This window comes from Dongia sp. P2_B8 (assembly GCF_056404715.1).
On record NZ_JBFUDM010000007.1, the window covers coordinates 253,856 to 270,225 of the forward strand.

Annotated in this window: 15 protein-coding genes; 13 read left to right on the plus strand and 2 right to left on the minus strand. The window is 61.5% G+C overall.

The annotated features are described in order from the left end of the window. The first annotated feature begins 191 nt into the window (after positions 1-191). The 3 genes from AC1DWZ_RS19820 to AC1DWZ_RS19830 all read left to right on the plus strand — a co-directional run bounded on the left by AC1DWZ_RS19820 (position 192) and on the right by AC1DWZ_RS19830 (position 3,882). The gene (locus AC1DWZ_RS19820; RefSeq protein WP_477170674.1) at positions 192-908 is read left to right on the plus strand and encodes a hypothetical protein; all 717 of its coding nucleotides are present in this window, start codon (positions 192-194) and stop codon (positions 906-908) included. Positions 909-1,406: 498 nt separating this feature from the next. Continuing rightward, entirely contained in the window at positions 1,407-3,275 is a 1,869-nt protein-coding gene (htpG, locus tag AC1DWZ_RS19825) for a molecular chaperone HtpG (protein ID WP_477170675.1), read from the plus strand. Positions 3,276-3,423: 148 nt separating this feature from the next. Then, positions 3,424-3,882, plus strand: a complete 459-nt coding sequence (locus AC1DWZ_RS19830; RefSeq protein WP_477170676.1) for an N-acetyltransferase family protein — start codon at positions 3,424-3,426, stop codon at positions 3,880-3,882. Positions 3,883-4,079: 197 nt separating this feature from the next. On the opposite strand, the gene lhpI is transcribed toward AC1DWZ_RS19830, so the two are convergent. Then, positions 4,080-5,027, minus strand: a complete 948-nt coding sequence (gene lhpI / locus AC1DWZ_RS19835; protein WP_477170677.1) for a bifunctional Delta(1)-pyrroline-2-carboxylate/Delta(1)-piperideine-2-carboxylate reductase — start codon at positions 5,025-5,027, stop codon at positions 4,080-4,082. Between the two features lie 200 nt (positions 5,028-5,227). On the opposite strand from lhpI, the gene miaB reads away from it, so the two are divergent. From miaB to AC1DWZ_RS19885, 10 genes are all read left to right on the plus strand, one after another. Then, positions 5,228-6,652, plus strand: a complete 1,425-nt coding sequence (miaB, locus tag AC1DWZ_RS19840) for a tRNA (N6-isopentenyl adenosine(37)-C2)-methylthiotransferase MiaB (protein ID WP_477170678.1) — start codon at positions 5,228-5,230, stop codon at positions 6,650-6,652. Beyond that, on the plus strand, positions 6,649-7,647 hold the full coding sequence (locus AC1DWZ_RS19845; RefSeq protein WP_477170679.1) for a PhoH family protein: 999 nt from the start codon (positions 6,649-6,651) through the stop codon (positions 7,645-7,647). The genes miaB and AC1DWZ_RS19845 overlap by 4 nt, the downstream gene beginning before the upstream one ends. Beyond that, positions 7,647-8,177, plus strand: a complete 531-nt coding sequence (gene ybeY, locus AC1DWZ_RS19850) for an rRNA maturation RNase YbeY (protein ID WP_477170680.1) — start codon at positions 7,647-7,649, stop codon at positions 8,175-8,177. Before AC1DWZ_RS19845 ends, ybeY begins: the two co-directional genes overlap by 1 nt. 35 nt (positions 8,178-8,212) lie before the next feature. Further along, the gene (locus AC1DWZ_RS19855; protein ID WP_477170681.1) at positions 8,213-9,142 is read left to right on the plus strand and encodes a hemolysin family protein; all 930 of its coding nucleotides are present in this window, start codon (positions 8,213-8,215) and stop codon (positions 9,140-9,142) included. 5 nt (positions 9,143-9,147) lie between these two features. After that, positions 9,148-10,704 carry an apolipoprotein N-acyltransferase gene (lnt, locus tag AC1DWZ_RS19860; protein ID WP_477170682.1) on the plus strand — a complete coding sequence of 519 codons (1,557 nt, stop codon included), beginning with the start codon at positions 9,148-9,150 and terminating at the stop codon, positions 10,702-10,704. 361 nt (positions 10,705-11,065) lie between these two features. Continuing rightward, positions 11,066-11,500, plus strand: coding sequence for a helix-turn-helix domain-containing protein (locus AC1DWZ_RS19865; protein ID WP_477170683.1), 435 nt, complete (start codon positions 11,066-11,068; stop codon positions 11,498-11,500). A 246-nt stretch (positions 11,501-11,746) separates the two neighbouring features. Beyond that, the gene (gene metK, locus AC1DWZ_RS19870; protein WP_477170684.1) at positions 11,747-12,913 is read left to right on the plus strand and encodes a methionine adenosyltransferase; all 1,167 of its coding nucleotides are present in this window, start codon (positions 11,747-11,749) and stop codon (positions 12,911-12,913) included. An 81-nt stretch (positions 12,914-12,994) separates the two neighbouring features. Further along, positions 12,995-13,534: a tRNA (guanine(46)-N(7))-methyltransferase TrmB gene (trmB, locus tag AC1DWZ_RS19875; protein WP_477170689.1), complete on the plus strand. Its 540-nt coding sequence runs from the start codon at positions 12,995-12,997 to the stop codon at positions 13,532-13,534. Between the two features lie 84 nt (positions 13,535-13,618). Next, positions 13,619-14,440, plus strand: coding sequence for a tetratricopeptide repeat protein (locus AC1DWZ_RS19880; RefSeq protein ID WP_477170685.1), 822 nt, complete (start codon positions 13,619-13,621; stop codon positions 14,438-14,440). Positions 14,441-14,467: 27 nt separating this feature from the next. Beyond that, the gene (locus tag AC1DWZ_RS19885; protein WP_477170686.1) at positions 14,468-15,373 is read left to right on the plus strand and encodes a tetratricopeptide repeat protein; all 906 of its coding nucleotides are present in this window, start codon (positions 14,468-14,470) and stop codon (positions 15,371-15,373) included. Positions 15,374-15,394: 21 nt separating this feature from the next. On the opposite strand, the gene map is transcribed toward AC1DWZ_RS19885, so the two are convergent. Next, complete coding sequence (map, locus tag AC1DWZ_RS19890) at positions 15,395-16,213, minus strand: type I methionyl aminopeptidase (protein WP_477170687.1); 819 nt, start codon at positions 16,211-16,213, stop codon at positions 15,395-15,397. Positions 16,214-16,370: the final 157 nt, after the last annotated feature.

Genomic DNA, 16,370 nt, shown 5'->3' on the forward strand with positions numbered 1-16,370 from the left:
CCCATACCCCCCTCCCTACCCTCCCCCTCAAGGGGGGAGGGAAATTTAAGTTTGGCGCAATGAGGCGCTCGGTGCAGTCCTCTCCCCCCTTGAGGGGGAGAGTTAGAGAGGGGGGTGGGCGTTCAGTTTCGTTCTGCCAGAATCATCGCCCATGCCCCCACCCTGATCCCCCAGGTAGGGAGAGAGGGGATGTGGTGCCGCTGGGCAGAACGAGTTGGCCCGTCATTCCTGGGCATTCACGAGCCGCCACGAACTTCGACATTCTTTCGCCAAAATTGCGCGCCCAATATATGGTCCAACGAGTTCATCTTCAGGCCGCAGGACCGACCATGGGAATAGTCGACAACATTTCGCAGTTCTTCGACACGGTTTTCTTGTTCTTCCTGATGGCAATGATCCTGGTTGGCCTACCCGCGGTCATCCTGAAGCTCGTCTCATCGCTTTTCATCATGCAGGCCGCACCGCGATCAAGGCGGACGCTTGTTGGACGTTCTCTGACGGCCGGGCTGGCATCAGGCCTGCTGGCAATTATGGTTTACTTCGCCTTTTCCAGTACCGGAAACTTCTTGCCCTTCCTGGCAGGGCAGTTGCTGGCCGGTGAAATCTATGCCGGGTTAACGATGCTCGTCGTCATGACGATTGCGGACTACCTTTCGTGGCGAGCCATGCGCGTGAGCACAGGTTTGCGGCGCGTGACGGAGGGACTAATCTGGCTGGGCGGCAGCAACATCTGGATCGTCTGGGCGCTATGCTTGATGTGGACATTTGGAAGCTTCGAACTTGCTAGACCTTGCTATGACAATTATGCGCGAGCCGAATCGGCTGGAGTCGACGTCGATGCATGCACTGGCGATGCGCGGTCCTATTGGGCATTGCATCCCGATCTTTGGGGCGCCATTGCTCATTGAGCGAACTGCCGCATTGTAAACCCTCTCCTCAACGTGGGAGAGGGTGCGAGGCGAGGCCGAGCGGGTGAGGGGTCTCTCAACGAGTCCGGTCGTTCCATCCCTCTCTCCCTGACCCTCCCCCACCGCCGACAAATGTCGGCCTTCGCCGACTGCGGGGGGAGGGAAGCGTGTTGGGGTTAGGTTCAGTCACCTACTCTTCGACAATCATCGCCCATACCCCCCTCCCCACCCTCCCCCTCAAGGGGGGAGGGGGATTTAAGTTTGGCGCAATGAGGCGCTCGGTGCAGTCCTCTCCCCCACGCCGACGGGAGGGGGAGAGGTAGAGAGGGGGGTGGGCGTTCAGTTTCGTTCTGCCAGAATCATCGCCCATGCCCCCACCTTAACCCTCCCCCTAAAGGGAGAGGGGATTGGACCCAGTTTCGCCCCTTGATTCTCCCGCCGTAGGGCCGCATATGAGCGGTTAAATCGTCTGTTCAAAGTTAGGAGAATTCCCCGGTCATGACGCAGGAACGCCATGGTTTTCAGGCCGAGGTGTCGCGGTTGCTGCACATCGTCGCCCATTCGCTCTACAGCGATAAATCGGTCTTTTTGCGCGAGTTGATCTCGAACGCGTCCGATGCCTGCGACAAGCTGCGCTATCTGGCCCTCACACAGCCGGAATTGCTGGAAGGCGGCGGGGATCTGGCCGTCACCCTTGCCACCGACAAGGAGAAGAAGATCCTGACCATCGCCGACAATGGCATCGGCATGAACAAGGATGACCTCATCAGCCATCTGGGCACCATTGCCCGGTCGGGATCGGCCAAGTTTTCGGAAGAGCTGGCGTCGGCCAAGACCCAGGAGCAGAAGGTTTCGCTCATCGGCCAGTTCGGCGTCGGTTTCTATTCCGCCTTCATGGTGGCGGACAAGGTCGAAGTGGTCTCGCGCAAGGCCGGTGAGACCCAGGGCTGGCGCTGGGTGTCGGATGGAACCGGCGAGTTTACGGTGGAGAGCGCCGAGAAGGCCGGCCGTGGGACCGAGATCACGCTGCACCTCAAAAAGGAAGAATCCGAGTGGCTGGAGGCAGCACGCATCGAGCATGTGATTACGCAGCATTCGGAGCATGTGGCACTGCCCATCCATCTGGTGGATGGTGGCCAGGAGAAACATGTCAACCAGCAGGCAGCGCTCTGGACCAAGTCGAAGTCGGACATCAGCGCGGAGCAATATCGCGATTTCTACCGCCACATCGCCCATGCCTTCGACGAGCCCTGGGCCACCATTCATTTCAAGGCCGAGGGTAAGATCGATTACACCGCCCTTCTCTTCATTCCGGGGCAACGGCCGTTCGATCTGTTCAATCCGGAGCGTAAGCAGTCGCTCAAGCTCTACGCCAAGCGCATCTTCATCACCGACCAGTCGGATGAGATTCTGCCCGGCTGGCTGCGTTTCGTGAAGGGGCTCGTGGATTCCGAGGATCTGCAGCTCAACATCAGCCGCGAGATGCTGCAGGCGAGCCCGCTTCTGGCGAAGATCCGCGCGGCATTGGTGAAGCGGATCCTCGCCGACCTCAACAAGCGCGCCAATGACGACGACAAGGCGCCTTATGAAACCTTCTGGGACAATTTCGGTCCGGTGATCAAGGAAGGGCTCTATGAGGATGTGACCGCGCGCGACGAGATCTTGAAGCTGGTGCGCTTCCGCAGCACGGGAAGCGATGGCTGGGTGAGTCTCACCGACTATGTCAGCCGCATGAAAGAGGGTCAGAAGGCGATCTATTACATCGCCGGCGAGAGCCTGGACACCGTCTCGCGTTCGGCGCAGCTGGAAGGCTTCAAGGCCAAGGGCATCGAGGTCCTGTTGCTCACCGATCCCATCGACGAGTTCTGGATTCCGGCGGTGGCGAAATTCGGCGAGGCGGAATTCCGCTCGGTGACACGCTCTGGCGCCGATCTCGAGGGGGTGGCGACCCCGGAAGACAAAAAGGACGAGAAAAAGGAACCGGTCGCCGAGGGCGTCGACAGTTTGATCTCGTTCCTCAAAGTGACGCTGAAGGACAGTGTGAAGGATGTGCGCCTCTCGGAACGCTTGACCGATAGCGCCTGCTGCCTGGTGGCCGATTCCGGCGACATGGACATGCATCTCGAACGCCTGCTGCGCCAGCATAAGCGGCTGGAAGCGAGCCTGCCGCGGGTGCTGGAGATCAATGGCCGGCATCCTCTGGTGACCGCCATGACCAAACAAGCGAGCAAGGACGGCAATTGGACCGAGCTGGCCGAGGCGGCCTGGCTGCTCCTCGATCAGGCGAAGATCCAGGATGGCGAGCCGCCGGCGGATCCGGCCCTCTTCGTGAAGCGGCTGAATTCGCTGCTGGCGAAGGCGATTTGAAAAGGCATAGCCCTCTGTCCACATTTCTTTCGTCATGCCCGGGCTTGACCCGGGCATCTCTTTCGGCTGGGCTCTGTTCATCAGTCGCAGGCTGATCCCCGGGTCAAGCCCGGGGATGACGATCTGAGAGAATGGGGGCTATCCGACCATGAGCAACCTCATCTTCCGCCGCGCTGTGCGCGCCGATCTCGAGGCCATCGTCGATCTGCTGGTCGACGATGTGATCGGGGCCAGGCGTGAGGATGGGTCGCGGCCGTTGCATGCCAAATATGTCGCAGCGTTCGAGGCGATTGAGCGTGATGCCAATCAGTTTTTAGCGGTGGTGGAGGAGGCCGGCGAGATCGTGGGGTGCCTGCAGCTCAGCTTCATTCCGGGCATCGCGCGGCGCGGCATGTGGCGCGGGCAGATCGAAGGCGTGCGGATCAAATCGACACGGCGCGGTGGCGGGCTCGGCCACAAGATGTTCGATTGGGCGATCGCCGAATGCCGCGCCAAGGGCTGCGAGATGGTGCAGCTCGCCATGGACAAGACGCGCTTGGATACGCTGCGCTTCTATGAATCGCTCGGCTTCAAGGCGAGCCATGAGGGGATGAAGCTGGAGCTTTGATATCTGTCAGTGGGTCGGTTGCAGCACCCCCTCACCCTGACCCTCTCCCGCGAGGGGAGAGGGAATGAGATCTGTCGGCAAGACTTCAACCTGACAATGAGGTCCGACTGAGGAAGCGTGGCACCAAGCCCCTCTCCCCTTGTCGGCGAATGCCGACATTCGTCGGCGGGGCGGGAGGGGGTTGGGGTGAGGGGGCTTTAGACCCGCTCCATCAGCAACCTGGCTGCGGCGAGGTCTTCGATCGCGGTGCCGACTGATTTGAACAACGTGATCTCGTCTGGCGATTTGCGGCCTTTATGGACACCGCGGGCGAGGTCGAAGAGGTCGGCGCTGATGCGCTCTGGCGTCAGGGCGCCGGCTTTGATGGCCTGGACGATATCGCCGGCTTCCTTCAAGGCGCCATCGCGTGTGTCGACGAACACGGTCGACCGGCGGACGGCTTCGTCGTCACTTTCGCGCATCTCAGGCAGGAAGGCGCCGACGAGGTCGAGATGCTGGCCGGGGCGCAGCCATGCACCCTTGACCAGCGGGTCGTAGGAGAGGGTCCCGGTGCTGATGATGTCGGCGCGCTTCACGGCGGCTTCGAGATCGCGCACCGCTTCCACCTCGATGCCGGCGGTGGCGAGCTTTTTCACCTGCACCTCGGCCTTGGCGAAGTCGCGGGCCCAGAGCAGGTTCTTGGTGATCGGGCGGGTGGCGCGGTGAGCTTCGATGAGCGGCTGCGAGAGGGCGCCGGCGCCGATCATCAGATGCGTGCTGGCGTCAGACCGTGCGGCGTAAGACGCAGCCAGCGCCGAGGCAGCGGCGGTGCGGCGCACGGTCAAGGACTTGCCGTCCATCAGCGCGCGCGGGGCGCCGGTGAGGCCGTCGAGGAGCAGGTAGATGCCCTGCACGGCCGGGAGATTGCGAGCCCCGTTGCCCGGCGTGATGGTGACGATTTTGATGCCGACCGACTTGCCGGCATCCCAGGCGGGCATGAGGAGCAGCGTCTGGTCCTGTTCGCCCGGCACGGGGATGCCGTGATGGTGGCGGACCGGCACGGTCCAGCTGCCTGCAAAGGCATCGCGGAGGCTCGCCACCAGGCTCTTGTAATCCAGGTGGCGGGCAATGGTTTCCGGGGTGAGGTAGGGGATTTGATCGGTCATGATGGCCGGCACATTAACGATGCTGCGATAGGCCTGCAATCTTGCAATATTTCACTTTTATTTCAATTAGATGGATACATTTGCGAGTCGGGCCTGAATTGGGTACACCAGAGGCTTCGGGGCGTGGTATCCTGACCGCATGAATCGATCTTTCACGATCACGAGCTGCAGCCCAAGGAATATGAGGACCGGAATCCGCCTTGGCTAAGAAGCTCTTCATCAAGACCTATGGCTGCCAGATGAACGTCTATGATTCCGCCCGCATGGCGGATGTCCTGGCACCGCTCGGCTATGGCATGACGGATTCTCAGGCCGATGCCGACATGGTCATCCTCAACACCTGCCATATCCGCGAGAAGGCCTCGGAAAAGACCTTCAGCGAATTGGGCCGGCTGAAGCAGGACCAGGCGCGCCGTCAGGCGGAAGGCCAGGACATGATCATCGCGGTCGCCGGCTGTGTGGCACAGGCCGAGGGGCCTGAGATCATGCGCCGGGTGCCGGAGATCGACATCGTGCTGGGGCCGCAGACCTATCACCGCCTCCCCGAAATGGTGGCGCGCGCCACGCGGGCGCGGGATGCGCGGCGTGGACAGCCGCGGGCGTTTCATGAAAAGCGCATCGGTGCCGGCGTGCTGGACACGGATTTCCCGGCGGAATCGAAATTCGACCATCTGCCGGAAGCGATGGCGCCCCAGGGCGTCTCGGCGTTCCTCGCCATCCAGGAAGGCTGCGACAAGTTCTGCACCTTCTGCGTGGTGCCCTATACGCGGGGTGCCGAATTCTCGCGGCCCGTCGCCAAGATCGTTGCCGAGGCGAAGAAGCTCTCCGCCCAGGGTGCGCGGGAGATCACGCTCCTCGGCCAGAACGTCAACGCCTATCACGGCGAGGCAGCCGATGGGTCGAGCTGGGGTTTGGCGCGGCTGGTGCGGGAGATCGCCGACAAGGTGCCGGAGGTTGCGCGCATCCGCTACACCACCTCGCATCCCCGCGACATGGATGATGATCTGATCCAGGCCCATGGCGATGTGCCGCAGCTGATGCCGTTTTTGCATCTCCCCGTGCAATCGGGGTCGGACCGGATTCTCTCCGAGATGAACCGGCAGCACACGGCCGATCATTACCGGCGCATCATCGCGCGGTTGCGGGACGTGCGGCCGGATCTGGCGCTCTCCTCCGATTTCATCGTCGGTTTCCCGGGCGAGACGGATGCCGATTTTGCCGCGACGATGAAGCTGATCGAAGATGTCACCTTCGCACAGAGCTTCTCGTTCAAATACAGCCCGCGGCCAGGGACACCGGCTGCCAATATCGAAACCCAGGTCGAGCTGCCCGTGATGGATGCGCGGCTCCAGGAATTGCAGGCGCTGCTCGAGAAGCAGCTCATTGATTTCAACCGCGCCACCTTGGGCAAGACCGTGCCGGTCCTGTTCGAGCGTATCGGCCGCGATGCCGGCCAGCTGGTCGGCAAGTCACCCTATCTGCAGGCGGTGCATGTCGATGCACCGACGGACGAGATCGGCCAGGTCGCCGATGTCGAGATCACCGCCCTGGGTCATTACACCCTGGGCGGCGTGCTTGCGGCGAGCCCCGCCGCGATGTTTGAACCGGAGAGAGCTATCGCGTGAGTGCCACCCCCCTCGCCCCGATCGCCGCACCCCTTCACCTGCAATTCGAAGACAACAGGCTGCTGCCGCAGCTCTTCGGCCAACATGACAAGCATCTGGCCCGCATCGAGCAGGAGCTCGGTGTTTCCATGGTGCCGCGTGGCAACCAGCTGGCCATCTCCGGCCCGGCGGATGCCGTCACCATTGCAAAGCAAGTCGTGACATCGCTCTACCAGCGCCTGAAACGCGGGCTCGAGGTCGATGCCGGCGAGATTGACGCAGCGCTGCGCCTCAACCGCCTTGATGAAGGGTTGGAGCCCAATCTCTTCGACGGCAACGGCAAGGACGGGACAGCCATCCGCACCGCGCGGCGGCACATCACGCCCCGGACCGCGATGCAGGCCAAGTACATGCGCATGCTGCATGAGCATGAATTGGTGTTCGGCCTGGGGCCAGCCGGTACCGGCAAGACTTATCTTGCCGTCGCCGTGGCGGTCGCCATGCTGACCAAGGGTGCCGTCGACCGGATCATCCTGTCGCGTCCTGCGGTCGAAGCGGGCGAGCGGCTGGGCTTCCTGCCGGGTGACATGCGCGAGAAGGTCGATCCCTATCTGCGGCCGCTCTACGATGCATTGAACGACATGCTGCCGGGCGACCAGGTGGTGAAGCGCATGACTTCGGGCGAGATCGAAGTGGCGCCCTTGGCGTTCATGCGCGGCCGGACGCTGGCACATTCCTTCGTCATTCTCGACGAGGCGCAGAACACCACCCCGATGCAGATGAAGATGTTCCTGACCCGCCTCGGCCAGGGCTCGCGCATGGCGGTGACCGGCGATCTTTCCCAGATCGATCTGCCATCCGGCCAGAAATCGGGGCTGCGCGATGCGCTCGACGCCGTCGAAGGGATTCCCGGCATCGGCGCCGCGCATTTCACCGAGGTCGACGTCGTGCGGCATCCGCTGGTGGCCAAGATCGTCGGCGCCTATGACGCCCGCGACAAGAAACTGAAAGGGTGATGACGGACGCAGCCGCCATCAAGATCGGTTTCAGCGTCGCGGACAAAGGCTGGGACGAGGCGCTGCCGGAAGCGGCCAAGGTTGCACGCCTGGCGGCGCGGCGGACGATCAAGGCGGCACTCGAGGCCGAGGCCTTGCCCTGGAAGCGGCTGCGCGAGGCAAAACATGTGGTGCTGGGGATCACACTTGAAAGCGATGCCGGGCTTCGCCAGCTGAACCAGGGCTATCGCGGCAAGGACAAGCCCACCAACGTCCTCTCCTTCGCCGCCCTCGATGCCGGCTTGCCGCCCAAGGGTGTCCCGCTCAATTATCCCTGGGAGCTGGGCGACGTGGTCCTGGCCCTGGGGGTGGTGCGCCAGGAAGCCGCAGCGCAGGGCAAGACGCTGTCACAGCACTATTGCCATCTCGTGATACATGGTGTGCTACATTTGCTGGGCTTCGACCACGAAAACGATGGCGATGCCCTGGTCATGGAAAATTTGGAACGGGACATATTGGCCGGTTTCGGCTGGCCGGATCCGTACAAATAACTGGTCCCTATAGATGAAGTGAGTTTGGAAGAGCTATGAGCGACATACCTTCTACCCGCGGCGCGGCCGAGGAATCGGGAAAACCGCGCCTGGGGTTCAAGGGCCTGATGCGCCTGTTTCGCAAGAAGGCCAGCAGCGAGAATGCGCTGCGCGACGCGATCGAGGAGCTGATCGAGGAATCCGAAGCCGGCGACGATGGCGAGACGCCGCTCGATTCCAACGAATCCTCGCTGCTGCTCAATGTGCTGAAGCTGGGCGATCTCACCGCCTATGACGTGATGGTGCCGCGCGCCGACATCAAGGCGGCGTCGGAGAATATCGACCTTAAGGGCCTCATCCAGATGGTGCGCGAGTTTGGTCATTCGCGCCTGCCCATCTACCGCGAAGATCTCGACGATATCGTCGGCATCGTCCATGCAAAGGACGTGCTGACCTTCTTCCCGGATCCCGACAAATTCCAGCTGAAGAAGATCCTGCGCGAACCGATGTTCATTTCGCCCTCGATCCCGGTGCTCGACCTGTTGCTGCAGATGCGCCATGGCCGCGCCCATATGGCGCTGGTGGTGGATGAGTATGGCGGCATCGACGGGCTGGTCACGATCGAGGATCTGGTCGAAGAGATCATCGGCGAGATCGAGGACGAGCATGACGTGGTGAAGGGCCCGCATTTGGTGCAGCGCCCGGACGGCACGCTGCTTGCCGATGCCAGGACCACCATCGAAACCTTCGAAGACAAGGTCGGCCCGGTGCTGACCGACGAAGAACGCGAAGCCGATATCGACACGCTGGGCGGGTTGGTCATGTCCCTGACCGACCGCGTGCCCTTGCGCGGCGAATTGGTGACGCATGCCTCCGGCATCGCTTTTGAAGTGCTGGATGCCGATCCCAGGCGCATCAAGCGCCTGCGCGTGCGCAACATTCCGGACGCCAGCAAAACCCAAGAAAAGCCGGCAACGAAGGACTGACCATCATGCCCTTTATGGTGCGGCTCAACGCGTGGGTTGGCGCGCTTTCCGGCTGGCGCCGGCGCGGCTTTGCGATCCTGCTTGGCGCCATTTCGGCCCTGGCCTTTGCGCCGGTGCATTTCGTCCCGGCCATGGCGGTCGCGCTCGTCGGCCTTTACTGGCTGGTGCAGGCAGCACCCACGCGGCGCCGGGCGTTCAATGTCGCCTGGTTCTGGGCCTTCGGCCATTTCGCCGCCGGCAATTTCTGGATCGCCAATTCCTTCTTCCTCGACATGGTGCGGTTCGGCTGGATGGTGCCGCCGGTGATCGGCGGCCTCGCCGCCTTCCTGGCACTCTATCCCGCCTTGGCCGGCATGGTGATCTGGCGGAAGGGCGATCTTGGCCCGGCACGCATCATCGCCTTTGCAGGCTTGTGGGTGATCGGCGAATGGCTGCGGGGCCATGTGTTCACGGGCTATGCCTGGAACCTTGTCGCCTATGTTTGGGACGTCAGCCCGGCGATGATGCAATCGGCCTCGCTCTGGGGCAGCTGGGGCTTGGGCGTCTTTACCGTCGTGATCTTCACCCTGCCCGCCAGTTTGGGCAGTGCCGATCTCCGTCTCATGCGCCACGCGCGGTCGGCAACCTTGTTGGCCGTGGCCTTGCTGGCAGCTCTTTGGGCCGGCGGCATCTGGCGCCTGTCCGGCGACGCCGGCGGCCATGTGCCCGGTGTCAAACTGCGCATCGTTCAGGCCAATGTCAGCCAGGCTGAAAAGCTCAAGGGCGGGTTCGCCGCCCAGCATTTCGAAAAGCACCTGGCGCTCACCCGTGACACGCCGGGACTCGAGCAGATCACCCATGTGATCTGGCCCGAATCGGCCGTGAGCTTCCTGCTCGACCGGGATCCCGCACTGCGACAGAAGATCGCAGGCATTATTCCGCAAAATGGCGCGCTTTTGACCGGTACAATCCGTGGTTGGCCCCAGACCGGCGATCTTGAGCAGATCTGGAATTCGCTGGTGGTCATGGATGCGACCGGCGAGATCCGCGCCCAGGCCGACAAGGCCCATCTGGTGCCGCTCGGCGAATATGTCCCGATGCGTAAACTATTCCCATTCATCAGCAAGCTGACGCCGGGTGCCATGGATTTCTCGGCAGCCCCTGGTCCGGCAACGATTTCCGTCCCCGGCGCCCCGGATGTCGGACCGTCGATCTGCTACGAAGTGATCTTTCCCCACGCCGTTGTTGATGAAAATCATCGTCCTGCGTGGCTGGTCAACATCACCAACGATGGTTGGTTCGGCAAGTCGCCGGGGCCTTATCAGCACTTCACGTCCGCCAGGTTCCGCGCCGTCGAGGAAGGCATTCCTCTGATACGTGCGGCCAACACCGGCATTTCCGGTGTCATCGACGCCTATGGACGCATCGAGACACAATCGACCCTCGGCGAAATTGCCGTCATCGACGCGGAACTTCCGGTTGCATTGCCTGTTACAGCCTTTGCGCGTTTCGGTCCCTGGGTACCCGGCATGCTCGTGCTTGTTACACTCATTCCTATGGCCTTGCGGCGACGATCTGCGTAAGATGTGTTAGAAATTCATCCAGTAGTTGAGAGTGATTCTAATCCCTATCCATAAGGCTGGACGAAGCGATTGACCGACCTTGTGGCGTATGACAAGACAATCTCGTCAGTATGACGGCCAATAAGACGAATTGCTGGTGATCCGGTGTTTTCTACCCTCGAATGTAGGGGCGAATACACGGGATCATGGGACAAGCCGACCGGAGTTCGACCTTGGCAACGGCGATAAAATCGCCATGAGATTCATGCGATAAATAGCCAATTGCTGATCGCCCGAAAGCTGGATCGCGAGGAGTGAGAGAGAGATGGCAAAAGCTACCAAACAAGCAAGTTCCCCTAAGGGACGTAAATCATCTGGCCGCATGGCCAGCAAAGGATTCCCGAATCCGATCGACGTGCATGTCGGCCAGCGCATCCGCCTGCGCCGCACCTTGCTCGGCATGAGCCAGGAAAAGCTCGGCGAAGCGATCGGCCTGACGTTCCAGCAGGTTCAGAAATATGAGCGCGGTGCCAACCGCGTCGGTTCCAGCCGGCTCTTTGACCTGGGCCGCGTGCTCGATGTGCCCATTTCATATTTCTTCGAGGACATGCCCAATTCCGTGCAGGAAAAGAGCCCGTCAAAACTGATGGGAGTGGCAACACCGGCACCGGTCGATTACGAACCCGACCCGATGGCCAAGCGCGAGACCCTGGAACTGGTCCGCGCCTATTACAAGATTCCCCATGCCTCGGTCCGCAAGCGCATCTTCGAGCTGACCAAGTCCCTGGCCAAGAGTTCCCTGGTCGACGAAGACTAGGGCTGAGGCCAGCCCCAGGAACGGGCCCGAATAGGCCATTTTCCGGCCCTTTCCAGCCGCCAGCCTGGGGTTTGCCGCAACTAAAACCCGCTTGACCCAGGAATCCCGGTCAACCATGATCCCGGCCGCGCCGCGGCCGGGATTTTTGCTGTCCGAATCCAGGGGATAAACGCCCCTCCTCGAACACCTCCCTCCCGCCTCAGCACCGTGAACTTGTCGAACCTTTTTTGAGCGGGAATCCTGCCAGTGTCGAAATCCAACTATCTGTTCACCAGCGAAAGCGTGTCCGAAGGCCATCCCGACAAGGTCTGCGACCGTATTTCCGACAGCATCGTCGATCTTTACCTCGGCGCCGAGCCCGAGGCGCGCGTCGCCTGCGAAACGCTGGCCACCACCAACAAAGTGGTCCTGGCCGGCGAAGTCCGCGGCCCCGCTTCGATCACCCATGAAAAGCTGATCGAAACCGCCCGCCGCGCCATCAAGGAGATCGGCTACGAGCAGGAAGGCTTCCATTGGAAGACCGCCAGCATCGATTGCTATGTGCATTCGCAGTCGGCCGACATTGCCCAGGGCGTCGATTCCGCCGGCAACAAGGATGAAGGTGCGGGCGACCAGGGCATCATGTTCGGTTATGCCTGCAAGGAGACGCCGGTCCTGATGCCGGCACCGCTGCAATATGCCCACCAGATTTTGAAGCTGATGGCGGACGACCGCCACAGCGGCAAGGTCAAGGGCTTTGGCCCGGACGCCAAGAGCCAGGTGACCCTGCATTATGAAAACGGCAAGCCGGTCAAGGCGACCTCTGTCGTCGTCTCGACCCAGCACAGCGCCGACCTCGACCAGGCCCAGGTCCGTGACCTGGTGCGCCCCTATGTCGAGCAGGTCCTGCCCAAGGGCTGGTTCCCGAAGGAAGATGAATTCTACGTCAACCCGACCGGCAAGTTCGTGATCGGCGGCCCCGATGGCGATGCCGGCCTCACCGGCCGCAAGATCATCGTCGACACCTACGGCGGTGCGGCCCCCCATGGCGGCGGCGCCTTCAGCGGCAAGGACCCGACCAAGGTCGACCGTTCGGCAGCCTACGCCGCGCGCTATCTCGCCAAGAACGTGGTGGCCGCGGGCTTTGCCGAAAAATGCGCCATCCAGGTCGCCTATGCGATCGGCGTTTCGAAGCCGCTCTCGGTCTATGTCAACACCTACGGCACCGGCACGGTCAATGAAGAGAAGCTGGTAACGGTGCTGGGCGAATTGATGGACCTCAGCCCCCGCGGCATCCGCAAGCATCTTGGCCTCAACAAGCCGATCTATGCGCGCACCTCCTCCTACGGTCATTTCGGCCGCGAGCCGGAAGCCGATGGTGGCTTCTCATGGGAGAAGCTGGATCTCGTCGCCGGCCTGCAAGCCGCCTTCTGATCAGAGAAGCTTGATGTCTGAAAAGCCCGCCCCGGCGCCGGGAGGATTCCCGGGCAGGAGATCGATCCCGCTTCTTTGTTCGTGCCGGCGCTGCAGCAGCATTGGCTGGAGATCGGATTCGGTGGCGGCGAGCATCTTGCCGCACAAGCTGCCGCGCATAGAGATGTGGGGCTTATCGGCTGCGAGATTTTCCTCAACGGCATTGCCTCAGCCCTCTCGCATATCGAAGCAGAGGCGCTGGAGAATGTACGCATCTATCCCGAAGATGTGCGGGATCTGCTGCCGGTCTTGAAGGGTGGGACGTTTGACAAGATCTTCCTGCTGTTCCCGGACCCCTGGCACAAGGTGCGCCACGCGAACCGGCGTTTCGTCAACCAGGCCAATCTCGACATCGTCGCCAATTTGCTGAAACCCGGCGGCGAATTCCGCATCGGCAGCGACGATCCCACCTATATCGGCTGGGCCTTGGCCCACACCACGCGGCACCCTGCGTTCAAATGGCTGGCGAGCAAGAGCAGCGACTGGCTGGTGCGCCCCGACGATTGGCCACCCTCGCGCTATGAGCAAAAGGCCATCCGCCAAGGCCGCGTGCCGCATTACTTCAGGTTCAAGCGGGTTTAATCATCACGAAAAAAAAGCACTTGTCGCTGTTCTCTTTTTGTACCATGCTCTTCATAGGCGTAATACTCTATGCGGGAGCATCCAGTGGGAGAAAGCGAGCAAGCAGCGAAAAAGGAAGAGGCACGCGAGGCCTTCGGCGAGGGGCTCGCGCATTTCAACGGCTGGCGTAGCAGGGAGCATTCTCCCAGCAAGGCCGTGGAATTGATGGAGCGCGCGGCAGAACTCGGTTCAACCGAGGCCATGGTGCATTTGGGCCAGTGGTACCTGTCGGATGCCCTCGGTGCACCAAGCCGCAGCCGGGCCAAAGCATGGTTTCAAAGAGCGGCCGAGGCCGATGATGGCGACGGCCAATTTGAACTCGGCATGCTTGCCGAAGAAGACGGCGATTTTGCCGAGGCTGCACGGCAATATCAAATGGCGCTCGACGGCAAACATGATGAAGGCGCCTGCGGCCTGGCGAGACTGATGCTCGAAGGAAATGGCGTGTCACAGGATATCGCGCAGGCACTTGAGATACTCGAACTCGCCAGCAGCGAATACGATAGCGCCGAAGCAAGCTATTTGCTCGGCGTCCTATACGATGAAGGCAAGCTCGTCGAACAGGACCGGGAGCGGGCCGGCGGTGAATTCTTCATCGCCGCCGAGCTGGGTCACGTTCTAGCGCAGATGCGCTATGGCGAAAGCGCAGAGGCTGGTTGCGGTGATCCAGATGCACCGTTCGATGCCTATGTCTGGACACATGCCGCTCTCGAACATCTGCCGGTGGAGATCAAAGCCCGTGCCGAGGCCACCCTTGCGCGCATCGCGTCCACCATGACACCGGAAGTTCGAGCACTGGCCGACGCAGAAGCGATTAAAATGCGCTTCAGCGGAGTCTTGCCGATCCGTCCGGCATTGCGTGTTTAATTGGCCGAACGCAGCGAGCAATGCACTATGGAAAGCGACGGGCCGACAGATGCCGATAAGCAATTCAATTTAGGGCGGAATCTGCTCTACGGCTATGTCGGTGAGCCGGATGTGGCCAGAGGATGCTACTGGCTGGAGAAGGCCGCGGCACAGAACCATGCCAAAGCCCTCGCGCATTTAGGAAGCTTGTATCTTTACGGCCATCATTGCCCCGCCGATCCGCCGCGTGGATTGGAGCTTCTCCGGCGCTCCCTGGAGGCCGGGAACGTGGAGGCGCTGAATATGCTCGGCTCGTTCTATCTGGAGGAAAACTGCCCGATGACTTACGACAAGGCGAAGGGCGCCGATTACTTTCGTCAGGCAGCGGAGGCCGGTAACTATTCCGGCTTGTTCAATTACGGACTATGGAACGAGTTGGAGGGAAACTCCGCCGAGGCCGTGAAATGGTTCCGGCTGGCCGTCGAGCAGAAACATTCTACGGCACGCTATCGGCTGGCCGGCCTTCTCGCCGATGGCAAAGGCGTCGCACAGGATATCGACGAGGCGTGCGAGCTTTATATGTATGCCGGCGGTGAGCAGCAATATCCGCTGGGCTATTTTGGCTATGCCCGATTGCATGACGACCCGAAATACGGGCGCCAGGATTTAGCCGAGGCTGCCGGCTTCTACTTTTTGGCGGCTGACAAGGGCGTGGCCGAAGCCCAACTGCGCTATGCCGAACTTGCCGACCTCGGCTATGGCGATCCGAAGAACAAGTACGACGCCCATGTGTGGACGCGCGTCGCGATGGAACATCTTCCGGAAAATGAGATGCCGCGCGCCGAGGCCAACTTGGCGCGCATAAAAAAGAAACTGGGCTTTTGGCGATTGCGGCCTGCAGATAGGGAAGCTGCAAAGATCATCGCGTTCTTGAAGCCGTACGGCAGGTGCTGACGAGACGCGAAGACGGGGTCGTTACGCAGCGGCCTTCCACTCAATACCCTTCGGCGAGGGCGTGAAGATTTCGACGCCTGTGTCGGTGACGCCCACGGAGTGTTCGAACTGCGCGGAGAGGGACTGATCTCGCGTCACGGTGGTCCAGCCATCGCCGAGGATTTTGACGTCGGCCTTGCCGGCGTTGAGCATCGGTTCGATGGTGAAGATCATGCCGGGTTCCAGCACCACGCCGGTGCCGGGCTTGCCGTAATGCAGGACCTGCGGGGCGTCGTGGAAGATACGCCCCACGCCATGGCCGCAGAAATCCTCGACCACCGAGAGGCGGTTCTTGTGGGCCAGGGTCTCGATGGCGTTGCCGACATCGCCCAGCGTGTGGCCGGGCTTCACCTGGGCAATGCCTGCCATCAGCGATTGATAGGTGATGTCACAGAGACGCCGCGCCTTCACGCTGGCTTGGCCTGCAATGAACATGCGGGATGAATCGCCATGCCAGCCATCGACCAGGGGTGTCACGTCGATGTTGAGGATGTCGCCATCCATGAGGATCTTCTTGTCCGAGGGGATGCCGTGGGTCACGACGTGATTGACCGAGATGCAGCTGGCGTGCTGGTAGCCCTTATAGCCGATGGTGGCCGGCACGCTGCCATGGTCGCGCATGAAGGTTTCGCAGAGCTTGTCGAGCGCTCCGGTGCTGATGCCGGGCCGCACATGATCGGCAATGAAGTCGAGCGTCTGGGCGGCAAGCTTGCCGGCACGGCGCATGCCCTCGAACCCCTCGGCATCGTGGAGCGGGATGGGGCGGTTGTTCATGTCGCGCTGGGCGGAGAATCTGGTCATGAGGCTTCTTTAAAACTGAAACGGGCGGAGGTCAAATGGAGGTGGGGTTTGGTACTGCCGGGCGATCTCGTCCCCTCTCCCCTCGCGGGAGAGGGCTAGGGTGAGGGGGTGCTGGCGTTCAGTCTCGTCGTCCCACCCCCTCACCCCGACCCTCTCC

What these genes read in the sequence shown, in the direction of transcription:
- AC1DWZ_RS19830 (WP_477170676.1), top strand. Translation starts at nt 3,424, where the DNA reads ATGAGCAACCTCATCTTCCGCCGCGCTGTGCGCGCCGATCTCGAGGCC.
- htpG (WP_477170675.1), top strand. Translation starts at nt 1,407, where the DNA reads ATGACGCAGGAACGCCATGGTTTTCAGGCCGAGGTGTCGCGGTTGCTG.
- AC1DWZ_RS19865 (WP_477170683.1), top strand. Translation starts at nt 11,066, where the DNA reads ATGGCCAGCAAAGGATTCCCGAATCCGATCGACGTGCATGTCGGCCAG.
- AC1DWZ_RS19855 (WP_477170681.1), top strand. Translation starts at nt 8,213, where the DNA reads ATGAGCGACATACCTTCTACCCGCGGCGCGGCCGAGGAATCGGGAAAA.
- lnt (WP_477170682.1), top strand. Translation starts at nt 9,148, where the DNA reads ATGCCCTTTATGGTGCGGCTCAACGCGTGGGTTGGCGCGCTTTCCGGC.
- map (WP_477170687.1), bottom strand. Translation starts at nt 16,213, where the DNA reads ATGACCAGATTCTCCGCCCAGCGCGACATGAACAACCGCCCCATCCCG.
- ybeY (WP_477170680.1), top strand. Translation starts at nt 7,647, where the DNA reads ATGACGGACGCAGCCGCCATCAAGATCGGTTTCAGCGTCGCGGACAAA.
- AC1DWZ_RS19885 (WP_477170686.1), top strand. Translation starts at nt 14,468, where the DNA reads ATGGAAAGCGACGGGCCGACAGATGCCGATAAGCAATTCAATTTAGGG.
- lhpI (WP_477170677.1), bottom strand. Translation starts at nt 5,027, where the DNA reads ATGACCGATCAAATCCCCTACCTCACCCCGGAAACCATTGCCCGCCAC.